This is a genomic window from Fontimonas sp. FW305-C-3, from assembly GCF_058783185.1.
Map to the genome: position 1 here is coordinate 756,775 of NZ_JBYSYK010000001.1, position 13,542 is coordinate 770,316.

Genomic DNA, 13,542 nt, shown 5'->3' on the forward strand with positions numbered 1-13,542 from the left:
ACCCAGATCCATGCACGACTATCAGACCGCGTTTCTCGAACTGGCTCTCCAGCACGGCGTCCTCAAGTTCGGCCAGTTCACCCTCAAATCCGGTCGGATCAGTCCGTACTTCTTCAATCTGGGGCAGATTTCCAGCGGCGCGGCGATGCGCCGGCTCGGCCAGGCTTACGCGCAGTCGCTGGCCGCCTCGGGTCTTGAGTTCGACGGCCTGTTCGGGCCGGCCTACAAGGGCATTCCGCTGGTGACTTCGGTCGCCCTGGCGCTGGCGGAGCAGGGTCGGGATCTGCCCTACGCCTACAACCGCAAGGAAGCCAAGGATCACGGCGAAGGCGGCACCTTGGTCGGCGGGCCGCCGAAAGGCCGGATTGTCATCGTCGACGACGTGCTGACGGCCGGCACCGCGCTGCGCGAAGCGGTGGCGATGCTGCGTGCCGCTGGTGCCGAGCCGGTTGGCGCACTGATTGCTTTGGATCGACAGGAGAAGGGCGCCAGCGGGCGTTCGGCCGTTCAGGAAATGGAGCACGACAGCGGTATCCGAGTGATTCCGCTGGTGACCGTGCAGACGCTGATGGAGTACCTGAGTCGAAACAAGGTCGTCGACGCCAGTGTCGTCAGCGCCATTCGCGACTATCAGGCGCGATACTGCATCTGACCGCTGCACGGCTGGCGGCATTCGGCATAGAGTAGGCGTCACGCGCGGTGGCTGGGGGGCTGCCGCTTTCTTCAGGAGGTAAGGTGATGGTTGTGCGTCGGGGGCTGGTGGCATTCAGCGCGTTGACTGCGTTGTGGTTTGGCAGTGCGCCGGTCGCAGCGTTGGCAGGAACAATCGTCTGCTGGGACGAGGCCGATGGCCGGCGCGCCTGCGGCGACCGCGTTCCGCCCGAGTACGCCAAGCAGGAGCGCGAGGTCTACGACAACAAGGGCCAGGTGGTTCGCACCCTGCCGCGGCAGAAGACGCCCGAAGAAGTTGCCGAAGAGACCAAGCGCGCCGTAGAACTGGCCGCCAAGCGCAAGCGGCTCGAGGAAGCGGCCGCCTACGATCGCTTTCTGCAGTCGACGTTCTCCAGCGTCAAGGATTTGCAGCGCACACGCGACGATCGGCTGGCGACGCTGGATGGACGCCTGAAGCTGGCCGAGAAATCGCTGGTCGACAATCACACGGGCATCGCCCAGCTGGAGCAGCAGGTTTCCGATTTCCAGAACAAGAATCCGAACAAGAAAGTGCCGGTCAAACTGACCCGGCAGCTCGATGAGTTCAAGGCGACCTTGGGCAACAATTCGCGCGCCGTCGAGACGCTGAAAATCGAGCGCAAAGGCATCGTCGAGAAGTTCGACTACGACATCCGCCGTTATCGCGAGCTCACCGAGAACAGCGCGGACCCGGATGGCGGCAAGGCAACGCCGCCAAGCGCGGGAACCGCATCTCCCGTGGCGACTGCGGCGCCTGCCGCGAGCGCAACGCCCTAACCGCGGATCAGCGTGCCGATGCCCGCATCGGTGAACAGTTCGAGCAGCACGGAATGTTCGACGCGGCCGTCGATGATGTGCGCCGATTTCACGCCGCTGTTGACCGAGTCGAGCGCGTAACGCACCTTCGGCACCATGCCGCCGTGAATCGTGCCGTCGAGGATCAGGTCCTCGACCTGCGGCACCGTCAGCCCGGTGAGAATCTGGTTCTGCTTGTCGAGCACGCCCGGGGCGTTGGTCAGGAAGATGATCTTCTCGGCTTGCAGCACGGCGGCGATCTTGCCGGCCGCCACATCGGCGTTGATGTTGTAGGCCTCGCCATGCTCGCCGGCGCCGACCGGCGCGATGACCGGAATGAAGCCGCCGGCCTCCAGATGATTGATGACGCGCGGGTCGATCTTCTCGACTTCGCCGACCTGGCCGATGTCGTGGCCGCTCTTGAGCAGCATCTTGCGCGCGCGGATCAGGCCGCCGTCCTTGCCGGTCAGGCCGACGGCGCGGCCGCCCTGCTGGTTCAGCGCGCTGACGACCGCCTTGTTGACGAGGCCGCCGAGCATCATCTCGACCACATCCATCGTCTCGTCGTCGGTGACGCGCATGCCTTCGATGAACTCGCTCTTCTTGCCGAGGCGCTCGAGATGCGCGCCGATCTGCGGGCCGGCGCCATGCACCACGACCGGATTCATGCCGACGGCTTTCATCAGCACGACATCGCGCGCGAACGACGCGATCATCGTGTCGTCCTTCATCGCATTGCCGCCGTACTTGACGACGATGGTCTTGCCCGCGAAGCGGCGGATGTACGGCAGCGCTTCGGTCAGTACGCGGGCGATGTTCTGGGCGTTGGTCAGGTCGATCGGCATGTTCATTGTCCCTGGATGTTCGGGTTCCGTTCAGTGCTTGCCGGTGCTGCCGAAACCGCCGGCGCCGCGCTCGCTGGCGTGGAAGCTGTCGACGATCTCGAATGCGGCCTGTACGACCGGCACCAGCACCAGTTGCGCAATGCGCTCACCGGGCTCGATGACGAACGCCGTCTGGCCGCGATTCCAGCACGAAACCATCAGTTCGCCCTGGTAGTCGGAATCGATCAGGCCGACCAGATTGCCGAGCACGATGCCGTGCTTATGGCCCAGGCCCGAGCGCGGCAGGATCACCGCGGCGAGATTCGGATCGGCGATATAGATCGCCAAGCCGGTCTTGATCAGCGTCGTCGCGCCGGGCTCCAGCGTCAGCGGCGCGTCGAGCACGGCGCGCAGGTCGAGGCCGGCCGAGCCATCGGTCGCATAGGCTGGCAGCGGCAGTTGCTTGCCGATGCGCGGATCGAGAATCTTCAGCTGGATGTTCTTTTTCATGGTCACAACGGTCGGGCGCCGCAGGCGCGGCGCGAGCAATAAGAGGGTTCAGCGAGCCTGGTAGCGTGCCGCGATCAGTGCCGCGAGTTCGCGCGCGAGCGCCGGCTTCGGTGCGTGGGCGAGTTCCTGTTCGCCGCCGTTCCAGAACACCTGCAGCGCATTGTCGTCCTGATCGAAAGCCTTGCCGTTGCCGACCCAGTTGGCCGCGATCATGTCGAGCTTCTTGCGCGTCAACTTGTCGCGCGCATGCTCGGCGAGCTTCTCGGTTTCGGCGGCGAAGCCGACGATGAACAGCGCGGGATGCGCGCCGCGCAACTCGGCGAGGATGTCCGGATTCTTGATCAGCTTCAGATCGAGCGTCTCCGACTTCTTCTTGATCTTCTGCGCCGGCGGCTCCTCGACGCGATAGTCGGCGACCGCAGCAGCGCCCACCAGAATCTGCGCGCCGGTTACCGCGTCGCGCGTCGCGGCGAGCATCTGCGCCGCTGTTTCGACGTCGATCCTTTGCACGTCGGCGGGCGCGGGCAGGGAAGTCGGGCCGGACACCAGCGTGACTTCGGCCCCGAGTGCGCGCAGCGCTGTAGCGAGCGCATAGCCCATCTTGCCGGACGAGCGATTGGTGACGAAGCGCACCGGATCGATCGCCTCGCGTGTCGGCCCGGCGGTCAGCACGACGCGCACGCCGCTCAGCGGTCCGCTGGCGGGCGCAGCGAGCAGGGCGGCGACGGCGTCGCGGATCTGCGTCGGTTCGAGCATGCGGCCGTCGCCGGTTTCTCCGCAGGCCTGTTCGCCGCTGCCGGGGCCGAGAATCTGCACGCCGCGCTGGCGCAGCGTCTGCACATTGGTTTGCGTCGCCGGATTGGCCCACATCAGGCGGTTCATCGCCGGCGCAATCGCGATCGGGCGGTCGGTGGCGAGGCACAGCGTGCTGAGCAGATCGTCGGCCTGGCCCAGTGCGAGGCGCGCGATCGTGTTGGCGCTGGCCGGCGCGATCAACACCAGATCCGGCCAGCGCGCGAGCTCGATATGGCCCATCGCCGCTTCGGCGGATTCATCCCACAGGCTGCTGCGCACGGCATTGCCGGAAACCGCCTGGAAGGTTTGCGCGCCGACGAAACGCAGCGCGTTCTCGGTGGCGACAACCTGCACGTCGGCGCCGACTTCCTTGAGGCGGCGCACGAGATCGGCCGCCTTGTAGGCAGCGATGCCGCCGCTGACGCCGAGCAGGATGCGGCGGCCCCTGAGGCTTGTGCTGGAATTCTGCATGGCGGCATTCTAGCGCCGCGAGGGGACCGCGGGCCGAGCAGCCTGCATAAATCCATAAAGCCCCCGCGGGAGGAATCATGGCAATCACGGATTGGCCGCTGGCCGAGCGTCCGCGCGAGAAACTGCTGGCCCAGGGCGCCGCCGCGCTCAGCGACGCCGAGCTGCTGGCGATCTTCTTGCGCACCGGTGTGCAGGGCATGACCGCGGTCGACCTGGCACGCGATCTGATTGCGCGCTTCGGCGGCCTGCGCAAGCTGCTCGCCGCCGACGGCGAGGCCTTCTGCGCCGCGCGCGGGCTGGGCGAGGCCAAGTACGTGCAGTTGCAGGCTGTGCTGGAAATCGCCCGGCGCCACCTGGCGGAAGTGCTGCAGAGCGGCGCGCCGCTGGGCAGTCCGCGCGACGCCGGCGACTATCTGCGCGCCCGGCTACGGGATCGCGAGCACGAGGTGTTTGCGCTGCTGTTTCTCGACAGCCAGCACCGCGTGCTGGCCTGCGAGGAAATCAGCCGCGGCACGCTCGATGGGGCGGCCGTCTACCCGCGTGAGGTCGTCAAGGCAGCGTTGCGGCGCAATGCGGCGGCGGTGATCTTCGCGAATAACCATCCGAGCGGCGTCGCCGAACCCAGCGCCGCGGATCGCCTGCTGACCGAACGTCTGCAGCAGGCGCTGGCGCTCGTCGATATCCGCGTGCTTGATCACCTAGTGATCGGCGATGGTGCGCCGGTCAGCTTCGCCGAGCGCGGCTGGCTCTAATCGGCCACGTTGCCGTAGCGCAGGAAGTTGCGGATCGTCAGCCGCAGCGGTGGCGAGGGCTGGCCAGCACGATTTTCGATGACCGAGGCTTCGTTGAGCATCGTCAGGTAAAGCCGGGCCGCCGCGCGCGGATACGGCCAGCCGAGGGCTTCGAATTCGATGCCGATCAGGATCCAGTAAATGTGATTCTGCCGGCGCAGGCCGGCGAGTACATCCGGCCGCGCCCGGGCTTCGATCAGCCAGGCGCGCAAAGCGCGTTCGGCGAGGCAGGCGCTGAGATAGGTTTCCGCCGCGAGCTCGGTGCGGCGGATGCCGGCGGGGACGCCGGTCGTCACGCCGACGATCTTGGCGCGCAGGCGGTCCATGAAATCCTGCTGCAGCGCGACCAGATAGTCTGTCAGGCCGCTGAAATGAGCCTGAAAGACCGGCTCCTCGACGGCAGCTTGCGTGCACAGCCGTCGCGCACTGAGTTCGGCGAGCGGCACGCCAGCGGCCAGCTGTGAACCGGCGTCGATCAGTGCCCGTCGCTGGGGATTCATGGCGGCAGGTGATCGAGATAGCGGTAAAGGGTCTGGCGCAGGCCGGGCATCGGTTGTTCGTCCTGGCGCTCGGCGCGAGCAACTTCGACGATCGCCGCCGCCAGTAGCGGACCCGCCGCCTGGTGCTCGGGCCAGTTCGAGGCCTTCAGCTCGAGTGCGACCATCATTTCGAAGCCGCTGCGATGGCGAGTCAGGGCCTCGATGCCGTCGCTGTAGAAATGCAGGTTGTCGCGCAGCTCGCACAGCGTCGGCTGACGCGCCTGGGCTTCGAGATAGGTTTCGATGCTCATCTTCAGGCGCGGGATGCCGGCCGGCATCCCGGCCGTGGCGCGCGCGATCGTGTCGCGCAGATCGTCGAGCAAGGCGGCGAGCAGATCGCAATGGAAGGCTTCGTCCGAGGTGTATAGCGCGGCGAACGCTTCGGGGCTGACGCCGGCCTGCTCGCAGACCACCGCGCGGGTCAGCTCGGCGCGCCGGCGGTGCGCGGCGGCCAGGCGGCGGCCGGCGGCCAGCAGCAGCTGGCGCGCGGGGGCTGACGGTTGGGGCGGCAGAGCCATGCCCTTAGACTATGCCCCTCACCGGAGGACGAACAGATCAGCGGCTTGCCCGCTGTGATCCGCCGCACGGCGGCCGCTCCGGCCCAAAAATCGCCATGGGGCCTTGCTCTGGCGGGGGCGGGCTGGCACAATTGCGCCCCTTTTGGGTGGCCATGGTCGCCTGATACCTGTATTCCTGAAGTTTTTCTGGCCCGCGTGCGGGTCTTTATCTGGGGTTTGCTGTCATGTCCAAAGTCTGTCAGGTCACCGGCAAGCGGCCGATCACCGGCAACACGGTGTCGCACGCCAACAATCGCGTTCGCCGTCGTTTCGAACCGAACCTGCACAAGCATCGTTTCTGGCTTGAGTCGGAAAAGCGCTTCATCAGCCTCCGCGTGTCCGCCAACGGCATGCGTACCATCGACAAGAAGGGCCTTGAAGTCATCGTTGCCGAGCTGCGCGCTCGCGGCGAAAAGTTCTGAGCTTAGGAGCTAGCCATGGCAAGAAAGAAAGACGTTGAAAAGATTCGCCTCGTGTCGACGGCTGACACCGGCTACTTCTACACCACCACCAAGAACCGCAAGAACACGCCGGACAAATTCTTGATGAAGAAGTACGACCCGGTTGTGCGCAAGCACGTCGAGTTCAAGGAAGCCAAGATCAAGTGATCTAGAACGGTTCGCCGTTCAGTGCATCCGGGGCCGCTTTACGCGGCCCCTTTGCATTTCGGCGAACTTGCTGCGGGGCAGCCCGCGGACCCAGCCGGTGCCCGTCATGTCAGAAGTTGACGAAGCCAGACCGCATCATCGCCACCTGGAGCAGGTCCGGGCTCAGGTGATCGAGCTCCTGTCGCGCCAGGCGGTGGAAACCTCGCTGGTGTCGCGCTCGGAAAATCGCAACCAGGACGTTGTCACCCAGCTGGTCGAGCGCCAGCATCAGGCCGCGCTGGCCCAGCGCCTGAGCAGCTTTCACCCGGCCGACATCGCGTTCGTGCTGGAGAACCTCGCGCCGGATGCGCGCGAGATGGCCTGGGCGCTGGTCCGCCCCGAGAAGCGCGGCGCGATCCTCCTCGAAGCCTCCGACATCGTGCGCCGCTCGATCGTCGTGGGCATGTCTCCGGACGAGATTTCGGCCGTCGTCCGCGCGCTGGATTCCGACGACATCGCCGATCTGGTCGGCAGCCTGCCGGAGGAGCTGCGGCAGTCGGTCGTCGAACGTCTCGATCGCGACGACCAGATCGAAGTACGCACCGTGCTGTCGTTCCCCGAAGGGACGGTCGGTGCGCTGATGGACATCGAGTTCACGACGATCCGCGAGGACACGTCGCTCGAAGCCGTCCTGCGCCTGCTGCGGCGGCGCAAGGAGCTGCCGAAGCATACCGACCAGCTGATCGTCGTCGATCGCAACAATGTCCTGCGCGGTGCGCTCAAGCTCGACAGGCTGCTGTTCGGCGAACCGGAGCAACTGGTCAGCGAGCAGATGATCAAGGAGCCGACCTATTTCTTCACCGACGATTCGGCTGCGGATGCGATCTCCGCGTTCGAGAAATACGATCTGATCTCGGCGCCGGTCGTCAATCTGCATCAGCAGGTCGTCGGCTGGGTGACGGTCGATACCGTTGTCGACGAGATCAATGAACGCGCCCAGACCGAGACCCTGCGCGAGGTCGGCCTGACCGCCGAGGACGAGGATCTGTTCGCGCCGCTGGGGGCGAGTGCCCGGCGCCGCTGGCCATGGCTGGCGATCAACCTGCTGACAGCGTTCTTCGCTTCGCGGGTGATCGGCGCCTTTGAAGGCATCATCACCGCGCTGGTCGCGCTGGCGGCGCTGATGCCGATCGTCGCCAGCATCGGCGGCAACACCGGCAACCAGGCCGTGGCGCTGGTGATTCGCGGGCTTGCGCTGAATCCGATGGGCGCGTCTCAGGTCCGGCGCCTGCTCGGGCGCGAGCTCGTCATCAACGCAATCAACGGGCTGGCCTGGGGCACGGTGCTCGGCGCTGTCACGTTCCTGATCTACAGGGATGTCAGTCTGTCGGCGGTCATCGCGGCCGCGCTGGCGCTCAACATGCTCACCGCGGCGCTGGTCGGCGTGCTCGCGCCCATCGTGCTGCAGCGCATGGGGCGCGATCCCGTCATGGGTTCGAGCATCGTGCTGACGGCGACGACCGACAGCATGGGCTTCTTCATTTTTCTTGGTCTGGCCGCACTATTTTTGGTATGACATCCGCCGTGAACAGCAACCAACACCATATCGACGCGTTGATCGGCGCCGGCCAGCTGTTTCACCAGCGGGGCTGGGTGCCGGCGACCGGCGGCAATTTCTCGGCGCGCCTCGATGCCGCGACGATGCTGATTACCGCATCCGGCTGTCATAAGGGCGAGCTGATGCCGGCGGATTTCCTGGTCGCCGACTTCGACGGCAAGCCGATCGACAGCCCGCGCAAGGCCTCCTACGAAACGCTGCTGCATTGCCAGCTGTACCGCATGCAGGCCGGCATCGGGTCGGTGCTGCATACGCACTCGATCGCCAACACCGTGCTGTCGATGCAGCATGACGCGATCCGCCTGAGCGGCTACGAGCTATTGAAAGTCCTGCCGGGCATCGCCACTCACGATACGAGCATCGACGTGCCGGTCTTCGAGAACGACCAGGACATCGCGCGGCTCGCCGCGACGGTCGACGCGCAGCTGCGCAAGCAGGCCAGCGCCGCCGCCTACGTGATCCGCGGACACGGTCTTTACGCCTGGGGCGACAATGTCGCGCAGGCGCGCTGGCGCGTCGAAGCGCTGGAATTCATGTTCGAGTGCGAGCTGCAAGCTCGCCGCAATCGCTAGCCCATCGCTAGCACTTGGGAAGCCAAACGATGACGACTCTGACGGTTTACGCAGACAAAGATCCCTCCAGACCGCTGGCGACCTATACCGAGTTCGCCGACATCCGCGACCAGCTCGCCAGCATCGGCGTCGATTTCGAGCGCTGGGAAGCCAACCAGCCGCTGAGCGCCACCGCGACGCCGGACGAGGTCAAGGCGGCCTATGCCGACGAGATCGCGCGGCTCAACGCGCGTTTCAACTACGTCACCGTCGATGTGGTCAGCATGCATCCGCAGCATCCGGACGCGCAGGTCGCACGCGGCAAGTTTCTTTCCGAGCATACGCATTCGGATTTCGAGACACGCTTCTTCGTCGACGGCGCCGGCGCGTTCTACATCCGCAAGAACGGCAAGGTGTTCATGACCGTCTGCACCAAGGGCGATCTGATCAACCTGCCGGCCGACACGACGCACTGGTTCGACATGGGGCCGCAGCCCAACTTCAAGGCGATCCGCTTCTTCCGGATCGCCGACGGCTGGGTCGGCAACTTCACCGGCGACAAGATCGCCGAGCGCTTTCCTCTCTTTGAAGCCGCCGCGTAAATGATCAAGGCCATCGTCACCGACATCGAAGGCACGACGTCCTCGATCGACTTCGTGCACCAGGCGCTGTTTCCCTACGCGCGGGCGCACATGCGCACGTTTCTGCGCGCGCAGGCCGGCGACGATCGCGTGCAGCAGCTGCTCGCCGACATCGAGCGCGAGGTCCACGACACGCTGTCGCTCGATGCGGCCGCCGATGTCCTCGACCAGTGGATGGCCGAGGACCGCAAGATCACGCCGCTCAAGGCCTTGCAGGGCATGGTCTGGAAGCAGGGCTACGAGGCTGGCGAGCTCAAGGGCCACGTCTATGCCGACACGCCGGAGTATCTGCGCCAGTGGCACGCGGCCGGCAAGAAGCTGTACGTGTATTCCTCGGGTTCGGTCGAAGCCCAGCAGCTGATCTTCGGTCACAGCGATCACGGCGATCTGATGCCGCTGTTCTCCGGCTATTTCGATACCCGCATCGGCGCGAAGCGCGAAGCCCAGGCCTACCGGCGCATTCTCGAGGAGCTGGGCCTGCCGGCGGCCGAGGTGCTGTTCCTGTCGGATATCGGTGCCGAACTGGATGCCGCGCGCGAAGCGGGCATGCAAACCTGCCAGCTGCTGCGCGACGAAAAGGCGGTCGCAGCGCCAAGCCATGCGCAGGCGCGCAGCTTCGCCGAGGTGAAGCTGTAGCAACGTAGCGCGGGAAAGCGCGTAGCCCGGGTGCAACCCGGGACCCGCCCTCGTTAATCGCTCAGCACCCCGGGTTTCACCCGGGCTGCGGGGAAGGGCGAAGCGCCGAAGCGCCAGTGCCAGGGCTCGTAGAGAAACCCCTGCCGGTTGCCGCGCGGATAGGACAGCGAAAAGCCGAACCGCGCCGCATGGCTGCTCAGCCAGGCGAAGGCTTCCGTCTGTTCAAAGGCTTCATCGAGCGCCGCGCAGTTTGAGGTGCCCAGATCCAGCGCCTGGCCGCTGTGGTGTTCGCTGTAGCCCGGCGGCGCATTGATCTTCAGCACTTCGTCGAGCGCCATGCCGCGCTGCAGCTTGGCGCCGATCAGCGCGGTCTGGAATTCGACGCTGCGGAAAGCCGAAACCAGCTGCAGATCGATGCCGTCGACCGTGGCCTGCGCCAGCATCGCGCGCCAGGCGCGCGCGGCGCTGTAGCTGAGCAGCTTGTCACGGCCGTCCGTGCCCAGGCCCACCGGCGTCAGGCGGCGCGCCTCGATGACCAGCGGCAGCTCGCGTTGCGTCGGCCAATCGGCCGGGATGCCCAGCGCGGCAAGCGCGGCGGCAACCCGGCTGCGATAAGCCAGTGCGGCCATTTCAGCCCGCGGCGAGCATCTGCTCGCGCCAGCCGCGGCGGCGGTCGCCGATGACGACAAAGCCGGGGTTCAGCAGCGATTCCTTCTCGTTGTAGCGCAGTGGCGTCAGCTCTGGCAGCTTCAGCACTTCGGCGCCAGCGCATTCGGCAACGCACTGACCGGCCGCGGTGTCCCACTCGGACGTCGGGCCGGTGCGCGGGTACAGATCGGCTTCGCCGGTGGCAACGAGGCAGAACTTCAGCGAGCTGCCGGTGCTGACCGCTTCGTGCGCCGGGAGCTTGGCGAGCAGCGCGTCGAGCAGTTCGTCGCGGTGCGAGCGGCTGACGACGAAGAAGGGCGTGTCAGCGCATCGGCGCGTCGTGATCTTCTCGCGAACGCCGTTGCGCTCGCGCAGCGCGCCGAGGCCGCGCGCACCGGCATACGTCACGTCCAGTGCCGGCGCGTAGACGACGCCGAGCACCGGCTCGTGCTGTTCGATCAACGCGATGTTGACGGTGAATTCGTTGTTGCGCTTGATGAATTCCTTGGTGCCGTCGAGCGGATCGACGATCCAGTAGCGCGTCCAGCTGCTGCGCGTTGCGTATGGTGTATCCGCGCCTTCTTCCGACAGCACCGGGATGTCCGGCGTCAGCTGGGCGAGCCCGGCGACGATCGCACGGTGCGCGGCGAGGTCTGCCTGGGTCAGCGGCGAGCGGTCTTCCTTGTGCGTGACGGCGATGTCGGAGTTGTAGACCTCCATGATGCGGGCGCCGGCTTCGCGGGACAGCGCAATGATGGAGTCGAGCAGGGCAGCGGTGACGAGTGAGCTCACGGTGAAATCAACCTTGGTGGAAACCTGTCACGGGGGGTGAAGGGCGGAAACGCGAGGCCGTATGATACGCGGGCCATGAATTCTCCTTTCATCCGTACGGCTGATGCAGCCGCGAATGCGCGGGTGGACTGGGCCGCCGTCGAGTGGGTCATTCTCGACATGGACGGCACCATCCTCGACCTCGCGTACGACAACTATTTCTGGGGCGAGCTGGTCCCGCAGCGCTACGCCGAGAAAAACCGGCTGACGCTGGAGCGGGCGCATGAAATCCTGCGACCCGAGTTCGAATCGATCCGCCACACGCTGCCCTGGTATTGCACCGACCACTGGTCGCGCGTCACCGGTATCAACATGGCCGAGCTCAAGCGCGAATGCCGCGCGCGGATCGGGCCGATTCCCGGCGCGGTGGACTTCCTGCACGCGGTGCGCGCTTCGGGGCGCAAGCTGTGGATGGCGACCAATGCGCACCGCGACAGCTGGCAGCTCAAGCTCGAACACACCGGCCTGCGGCCGCTGTTCGACGAAGTGATCTGTTCCCACGATTTCGGCGCGCCGAAAGAGGATCAGCGCTTCTGGCAGGGCGCGCTGGCGGCACATCCGTTTGATCCGTCGCGCGCGCTGTTCGTCGACGACAGCCAGCCGGTGCTCGACGCCGCCGTGCTATTCGGCATCCGGCAGGTGGTCGGCGTCCGCAAGCCCGACAGCACCCAACCCATCCGCGAGCTGAGCGGGGTCAGCTCGGTGCTGACCCTCGCCGATCTGAAGCCCTAGCGCCGGCCGCGCGAGCGTCCGCCGCCGCCGCCACCCCGACGCGGGCCGCCACGCCCGCTGCCACCACCGCCGCCACTGCGATGACGCCGGTTGGGGTCGCGCGGCGGTTTGATGTAATCGGCCGCGATCAGATCATGGCCGCCCTCCAGCGTCGGGATGCGGTTGCCGATGTAGCGCTCGATGTCCGGCAGCGAATAGACCCAGGTTTCGCAGCAGAACGAGATTGCGTCGCCCGCGGCGCCGGCGCGCGCGGTACGGCCGATGCGATGGACGTAATCCTCGGCGTCCTGCGGCAGGTCGTAGTTGATGACCAGATCCACGCCGGGAATATGCAGCCCGCGCGCGGCGACGTCGGTCGCGACCAGGATCGGCAGCTTGCCGCTCTTGAAGTCCTCGAGCAGGCGCAGGCGCGTGCCCTGTGAGACATCGCCGGACAGCACGCTGGCCTCGAACCCATTCGCGCGCAGTCCGCGTTCGACATCCTCGGCTTCGCGCTTGGTGTTGATGAAGACCATCACGCGGGCCACCTTGCGCTCGCGCAGCAGGCCGACCAGCAGCGGCATCTTCTCGTCATTGGCGACGTGCAGCATCGCCTGGGTCACGCGGTCCGCCGTGACCTGCTCGGGCTCGATCTCGACCTTCTGCGGGCTGTTCATGTGCTCGTAGGCGAGCTCCAGCACGCGATGCGACAGGGTGGCCGAGAACAGATAGTTCCGACGCTGCGGCGGCGGCGGCATCTTGCGGATCAGATAGCGGATGTCGTCGATGAAGCCCAGATCGAACATCCGGTCGGCCTCGTCGAGCACCAGCACCTCGATCTGCTTGAGTGTGTAGGTGTGCTGCTTGAAGTAGTCGATCAGACGCCCCGGCGTGCCGATCAGGATGTCGACGCCGCCCTCGATGCTGCTGCGCTGCGCCTCGTAGCCGGCGCCGCCGTAGCAGACCGTCAGGCGCAGGTCGGTCTTGGCCGACAGTTCCATCGCGTCCTTGTGGATCTGCACCGCCAGTTCGCGGGTGGGCGCCAGGATGAAGGCGCGCGGCTGCTTGCTGTCGTCCTCCGGTTTGCGCGGATGGGTCAGCAGCCACTGCATGGTCGCCAGCAGGAACGCGGCGGATTTGCCGGTGCCGGTCTGCGCCTGGCCCGCCAGATCCTCCCCCTTAAGGGCGCGCGGCAGGGTCGCCGCCTGGATGGGCGTGCAGTGGGTGTATCCCAGCTGTTCGAGGCCCGCCAGTAGCTGCGGATGAAGGTCAAGATCGCTGAAGCGGACGTCGGAAAGATGGCTGGGTTGCATGAGCTGGCTGACAATGAGGGGGATCGCTGCTCTT

Annotated in this window: 18 protein-coding genes; 10 read left to right on the forward strand and 8 right to left on the reverse strand. The window is 66.1% G+C overall.

Annotated features, from left to right (window positions below; genetic code table 11):
• The first annotated feature begins 10 nt into the window (after positions 1-10).
• Complete coding sequence (gene pyrE, locus AC3WUF_RS03490; protein ID WP_492422459.1) at positions 11-652, forward strand: orotate phosphoribosyltransferase; 642 nt, start codon at positions 11-13, stop codon at positions 650-652.
• Positions 653-738: 86 nt separating this feature from the next.
• Positions 739-1,467, forward strand: a complete 729-nt coding sequence (locus tag AC3WUF_RS03495) for a hypothetical protein (RefSeq protein ID WP_492422461.1) — start codon at positions 739-741, stop codon at positions 1,465-1,467.
• Here AC3WUF_RS03495 and argB read toward each other — a convergent pair.
• Genes argB through coaBC form a run of 3 tightly spaced genes read right to left on the reverse strand, consistent with a single transcriptional unit; the run spans position 1,464 to position 4,085 of the window.
• A complete protein-coding gene (gene argB / locus AC3WUF_RS03500) occupies positions 1,464-2,330 on the reverse strand; it encodes an acetylglutamate kinase (protein WP_492422463.1) in 867 nt (288 codons plus the stop codon). The two genes, AC3WUF_RS03495 and argB, sit on opposite strands and share 4 nt — an antisense overlap.
• Positions 2,331-2,360: 30 nt before the next feature.
• Positions 2,361-2,819: a dUTP diphosphatase gene (gene dut / locus AC3WUF_RS03505; protein WP_492422465.1), complete on the reverse strand. Its 459-nt coding sequence runs from the start codon at positions 2,817-2,819 to the stop codon at positions 2,361-2,363.
• Positions 2,820-2,867: 48 nt separating this feature from the next.
• Positions 2,868-4,085: a bifunctional phosphopantothenoylcysteine decarboxylase/phosphopantothenate--cysteine ligase CoaBC gene (gene coaBC / locus AC3WUF_RS03510; RefSeq protein WP_492422467.1), complete on the reverse strand. Its 1,218-nt coding sequence runs from the start codon at positions 4,083-4,085 to the stop codon at positions 2,868-2,870.
• A gap of 77 nt (positions 4,086-4,162) precedes the next feature.
• Between coaBC and radC the strand changes: the two genes are divergently transcribed.
• Positions 4,163-4,837, forward strand: coding sequence for a RadC family protein (gene radC / locus AC3WUF_RS03515; RefSeq protein WP_492422469.1), 675 nt, complete (start codon positions 4,163-4,165; stop codon positions 4,835-4,837).
• Here radC and AC3WUF_RS03520 read toward each other — a convergent pair.
• Together AC3WUF_RS03520 and AC3WUF_RS03525 are read right to left on the reverse strand one after the other, a co-directional pair.
• On the reverse strand, positions 4,834-5,376 hold the full coding sequence (locus AC3WUF_RS03520) for a TetR/AcrR family transcriptional regulator (RefSeq protein ID WP_492422471.1): 543 nt from the start codon (positions 5,374-5,376) through the stop codon (positions 4,834-4,836). The two genes, radC and AC3WUF_RS03520, sit on opposite strands and share 4 nt — an antisense overlap.
• Positions 5,373-5,933 (reverse strand): hypothetical protein, encoded by a 561-nt coding sequence (locus tag AC3WUF_RS03525; RefSeq protein ID WP_492422473.1) that lies wholly within the window; start codon positions 5,931-5,933, stop codon positions 5,373-5,375. The genes AC3WUF_RS03520 and AC3WUF_RS03525 overlap by 4 nt, the downstream gene beginning before the upstream one ends.
• Positions 5,934-6,157: 224 nt before the next feature.
• Here AC3WUF_RS03525 and rpmB point away from each other — a divergent pair, with 224 nt between their 5' ends.
• The 6 genes from rpmB to mtnC all read left to right on the forward strand — a co-directional run bounded on the left by rpmB (position 6,158) and on the right by mtnC (position 10,005).
• Positions 6,158-6,394: a 50S ribosomal protein L28 gene (rpmB, locus tag AC3WUF_RS03530; protein ID WP_492422475.1), complete on the forward strand. Its 237-nt coding sequence runs from the start codon at positions 6,158-6,160 to the stop codon at positions 6,392-6,394.
• Positions 6,395-6,409: 15 nt separating this feature from the next.
• Positions 6,410-6,580, forward strand: coding sequence for a 50S ribosomal protein L33 (gene rpmG / locus AC3WUF_RS03535; RefSeq protein ID WP_492422477.1), 171 nt, complete (start codon positions 6,410-6,412; stop codon positions 6,578-6,580).
• A 106-nt stretch (positions 6,581-6,686) separates the two neighbouring features.
• Positions 6,687-8,135, forward strand: a complete 1,449-nt coding sequence (gene mgtE / locus AC3WUF_RS03540; RefSeq protein WP_492422479.1) for a magnesium transporter — start codon at positions 6,687-6,689, stop codon at positions 8,133-8,135.
• Positions 8,136-8,143: 8 nt separating this feature from the next.
• Positions 8,144-8,749 carry a methylthioribulose 1-phosphate dehydratase gene (locus tag AC3WUF_RS03545; RefSeq protein WP_492422481.1) on the forward strand — a complete coding sequence of 202 codons (606 nt, stop codon included), beginning with the start codon at positions 8,144-8,146 and terminating at the stop codon, positions 8,747-8,749.
• Between the two features lie 29 nt (positions 8,750-8,778).
• Positions 8,779-9,330 carry a 1,2-dihydroxy-3-keto-5-methylthiopentene dioxygenase gene (locus AC3WUF_RS03550; RefSeq protein WP_492422483.1) on the forward strand — a complete coding sequence of 184 codons (552 nt, stop codon included), beginning with the start codon at positions 8,779-8,781 and terminating at the stop codon, positions 9,328-9,330.
• Positions 9,331-10,005, forward strand: a complete 675-nt coding sequence (gene mtnC / locus AC3WUF_RS03555; RefSeq protein WP_492422485.1) for an acireductone synthase — start codon at positions 9,331-9,333, stop codon at positions 10,003-10,005. It begins immediately after the preceding gene.
• Between the two features lie 53 nt (positions 10,006-10,058).
• Here the strand turns inward: mtnC and AC3WUF_RS03560 are convergent, their stop codons facing one another.
• Positions 10,059-10,634, reverse strand: a complete 576-nt coding sequence (locus AC3WUF_RS03560; protein ID WP_492422487.1) for a M15 family metallopeptidase — start codon at positions 10,632-10,634, stop codon at positions 10,059-10,061.
• A 1-nt stretch (position 10,635) separates the two neighbouring features.
• Entirely contained in the window at positions 10,636-11,445 is an 810-nt protein-coding gene (gene cysQ, locus AC3WUF_RS03565; protein WP_492422489.1) for a 3'(2'),5'-bisphosphate nucleotidase CysQ, read from the reverse strand.
• A 75-nt stretch (positions 11,446-11,520) separates the two neighbouring features.
• Here cysQ and yrfG point away from each other — a divergent pair, with 75 nt between their 5' ends.
• Positions 11,521-12,216 (forward strand): GMP/IMP nucleotidase, encoded by a 696-nt coding sequence (gene yrfG / locus AC3WUF_RS03570; protein ID WP_492422491.1) that lies wholly within the window; start codon positions 11,521-11,523, stop codon positions 12,214-12,216.
• On the opposite strand, the gene AC3WUF_RS03575 is transcribed toward yrfG, so the two are convergent.
• On the reverse strand, positions 12,213-13,508 hold the full coding sequence (locus tag AC3WUF_RS03575) for a DEAD/DEAH box helicase (protein ID WP_492422493.1): 1,296 nt from the start codon (positions 13,506-13,508) through the stop codon (positions 12,213-12,215). The genes yrfG and AC3WUF_RS03575 overlap by 4 nt on opposite strands.
• Positions 13,509-13,542: the final 34 nt, after the last annotated feature.

Excerpts from the sequence above, each read along its gene's own strand:
- pyrE (WP_492422459.1), top strand. The coding sequence starts at position 11 with ATGCACGACTATCAGACCGCGTTTCTCGAACTGGCTCTCCAGCACGGC.
- AC3WUF_RS03495 (WP_492422461.1), top strand. The coding sequence starts at position 739 with ATGGTTGTGCGTCGGGGGCTGGTGGCATTCAGCGCGTTGACTGCGTTG.
- argB (WP_492422463.1), bottom strand. The coding sequence starts at position 2,330 with ATGCCGATCGACCTGACCAACGCCCAGAACATCGCCCGCGTACTGACC.
- dut (WP_492422465.1), bottom strand. The coding sequence starts at position 2,819 with ATGAAAAAGAACATCCAGCTGAAGATTCTCGATCCGCGCATCGGCAAG.
- coaBC (WP_492422467.1), bottom strand. The coding sequence starts at position 4,085 with ATGCAGAATTCCAGCACAAGCCTCAGGGGCCGCCGCATCCTGCTCGGC.
- radC (WP_492422469.1), top strand. The coding sequence starts at position 4,163 with ATGGCAATCACGGATTGGCCGCTGGCCGAGCGTCCGCGCGAGAAACTG.
- AC3WUF_RS03520 (WP_492422471.1), bottom strand. The coding sequence starts at position 5,376 with ATGAATCCCCAGCGACGGGCACTGATCGACGCCGGTTCACAGCTGGCC.
- AC3WUF_RS03525 (WP_492422473.1), bottom strand. The coding sequence starts at position 5,933 with ATGGCTCTGCCGCCCCAACCGTCAGCCCCCGCGCGCCAGCTGCTGCTG.
- rpmB (WP_492422475.1), top strand. The coding sequence starts at position 6,158 with ATGTCCAAAGTCTGTCAGGTCACCGGCAAGCGGCCGATCACCGGCAAC.
- rpmG (WP_492422477.1), top strand. The coding sequence starts at position 6,410 with ATGGCAAGAAAGAAAGACGTTGAAAAGATTCGCCTCGTGTCGACGGCT.
- mgtE (WP_492422479.1), top strand. The coding sequence starts at position 6,687 with ATGTCAGAAGTTGACGAAGCCAGACCGCATCATCGCCACCTGGAGCAG.
- AC3WUF_RS03550 (WP_492422483.1), top strand. The coding sequence starts at position 8,779 with ATGACGACTCTGACGGTTTACGCAGACAAAGATCCCTCCAGACCGCTG.
- mtnC (WP_492422485.1), top strand. The coding sequence starts at position 9,331 with ATGATCAAGGCCATCGTCACCGACATCGAAGGCACGACGTCCTCGATC.
- AC3WUF_RS03560 (WP_492422487.1), bottom strand. The coding sequence starts at position 10,634 with ATGGCCGCACTGGCTTATCGCAGCCGGGTTGCCGCCGCGCTTGCCGCG.
- yrfG (WP_492422491.1), top strand. The coding sequence starts at position 11,521 with ATGAATTCTCCTTTCATCCGTACGGCTGATGCAGCCGCGAATGCGCGG.
- AC3WUF_RS03575 (WP_492422493.1), bottom strand. The coding sequence starts at position 13,508 with ATGCAACCCAGCCATCTTTCCGACGTCCGCTTCAGCGATCTTGACCTT.